Genomic DNA, 2728 nt, shown 5'->3' on the forward strand with positions numbered 1-2728 from the left:
GGCAGCCTATGTGCCAGTAGCTCATGACTATGTTGGTGCACCCGATCAGCTGGATCGAAACTGGGTGCTGGAGCAGATTAAACCGTTGCTGGAGAATCCTGACAGGAAAAAAGTAGGCCAGAACCTGAAATACGATAAAAGTGTACTGGCTAACTATGATATCAGTCTGGAAGGTATCTACTGGGATACCATGCTTGAGTCGTATGTGTTGAACTCAACCGCTACCCGCCATGATATGGACAGTCTGGCTCAGAAATACCTCGACCATCAATGCATCACCTTTGAAGAGATTGCTGGCAAAGGTAAAAAGCAGCTCACCTTCAACCAGATTGATCTTGAAACAGCAGCACCCTACGCCGCAGAAGATGCCGACATTACCCTGAGACTGCATGAAACGATTTCGCCTCAGCTGGAGCTTGAGCAGTCTCTGTGCTCTGTATTTCGTGACATAGAAATGCCACTGGTAGGCGTTATGTCGCGGATGGAAAGACAGGGAGCCAAGGTGGATGGCCGCCTGCTGGGACAGCAGAGTATGGAGCTTGGGAAGCGTCTCCATGAGCTTGAAAAGCAGGCCCATGATGAAGCGGGAGAGCTTTTTAACCTGGCATCTCCCAAGCAGTTGCAGACGATTTTGTTTGAGAAATTGGGTCTGCCGGTCATCAAGAAAACGCCTAAAGGACAGCCTTCTACCGCAGAAGACGTGCTTCAGGAGCTGGCATTGGATTATCCCCTGCCGAAGCTCCTGATTGAGCATCGTGGCCTGAGCAAGTTGAAGTCGACTTACACCGATAAGTTGCCCCAGATGATCAATCCAGCCACTGGAAGAATTCATACTTCTTATCATCAGGCGGTAACAGCAACAGGTCGTTTGTCCTCCTCTGATCCAAACCTTCAGAACATTCCTATTCGTACCGAGGAAGGACGCAGGGTTCGTCAGGCCTTTGTCGCGCCTGAAGGGTATCAGTTGATTGCCGCTGACTATTCACAGATAGAGCTGAGAATCATGGCACATCTTTCTAATGATGCCGGTTTGCTGGAAGCCTTTGATCAGGGTCTGGATATTCACAAAGCCACGGCTGCGGAAGTCTTCAGTGTCGCACTGGAAGAGGTCAGTTCTGATCAGCGCAGAAGTGCCAAGGCGATTAACTTTGGTCTGATCTACGGGATGTCTTCTTTCGGATTGGCCAAACAGCTGGGTATTTCCAGAAAGTCTGCACAAGAGTACATCGATCTTTATTTCGATCGTTACCCAGGTGTTCTTCACTATATGGATCGAACGAAAGAGTCTGCCAGAGAGACAGGGTATGTTGAGACTTTGTTTGGGCGAAGGCTATACCTTCCGGAAATCAATGCCCGCAATGGTATGCGTCGTCAGGCAGCTGAGCGCACTGCTATCAACGCCCCAATGCAGGGAACGGCTGCAGATATCATAAAAAAAGCGATGGCCCGAGTGGATCAGTGGCTTTTAAAGAGTGATCTGGATGCCAGAATGATTATGCAAGTGCACGATGAGCTGGTGCTGGAAGTTGCGGAAGATCAGCTTGAGGTCGTAAAAGACTGCATCGTAGAGAAGATGTCCCAAGCCGCAGAGCTGAATGTGCCCTTGCTGGTTGAAGCGGGCAATGGATACAACTGGGATGAAGCTCACTGAAGCTTCTCTGATGATAATCGTCTCCCTGAAAATTTCATGATGCTTAAGAATTTTGTATTTTTTTCACATCATTGGGAACTTTTTTCAGATTCTGTTGTCTCAATATATGTAGCGAGGAAAAAACCTCCTGCAAACTCCTTGTGTGTTGAGTGTTGGCAATAATAGCAGTGCTGTGCCCCGGCACAGTGTGCAATAAACCGGTGACCGTCCCCCTTGGTCGCCGGTTTTTTTTCCTGGATACCTGCCAGAAAAAAAACAAAAAAAAATTCATCTTTCGGGAACTTTTTTCAGATTCTGTTGTCTCAATATATGTAGAGAGGAAAAAATCCTTTCTGCAAACTCCTTGTGTGTTGAGTGTTGGCAATAAAAGCAGTGCTGTGTTCCCCGACGTAGCCTGCAATGAACCAGTTACCACCCCCCCCCTTCGGTAACTGGTTTTTTTTTGCCTCAAAGAAAGCCAGGCATTGGACGAGTGTCTTAAGGCTGCCATTTTCTCTCACAGCACTCCTTGTGTGTTGAGTGACTGCGAACACTCTGCCTTTTTGTGGCGGAGCTTATCGCTCCAGTCGTCTCTCCCCCGACGGCTGGAACTTTTTTATCAATTCTCGCGGAATACTCCATCCATAGCTCGCAGAGCTTGGGTGGAGATAGATAGCGACCAGTCCGATAGGACTGGCAAAAGCTTGAATCCTTACACAAAAGATAATATGTTTGTAAAAATGACTAAACGAGCTTACAAATACCGATTCTATCCAACGTTTGAGCAAGAACAGCTACTTGCCCAAACTTTCGGCTGCGTACGTTTTGTCTACAACCATATTCTTCGCTGGCGTACCGACGAGTACTACAAGAACGGCAACAGTGTTAATTACAACGCAGCATCAAAGCAGCTTACCGAACTGAAAAAGAACCCTGAATATCAGTGGCTAAACGATGTTTCTTCAGTACCCATTCAGCAATCACTGCGCCATCAACAAACCTCCTTCAAGAACTTTTGGGAAGGTAGGGCTAAGTACCCGACCTTCAAGAAGAGACACGCAAAACAGAGTGCAACTTTTGCTTCGTCTGCTTTCAAGT

2 protein-coding genes are annotated in these 2728 nt (G+C 47.5%); both read left to right on the forward strand.

Features of this window, described 5'->3' with window-relative positions; genetic code table 11:
• On the forward strand, positions 1-1651 hold a 1651-nt coding region (gene polA, locus KDK18_RS00010), incomplete at its 5' end, for a DNA polymerase I (RefSeq protein ID WP_257252295.1).
• 719 nt (positions 1652-2370) lie between these two features.
• Positions 2371-2728, forward strand: a 358-nt coding sequence (locus tag KDK18_RS00015) for a helix-turn-helix domain-containing protein (RefSeq protein WP_257252296.1), incomplete at its 3' end; no start/stop codon positions are given.

The sequence above is a fragment of the Endozoicomonas sp. SESOKO3 genome (assembly GCF_024606255.1).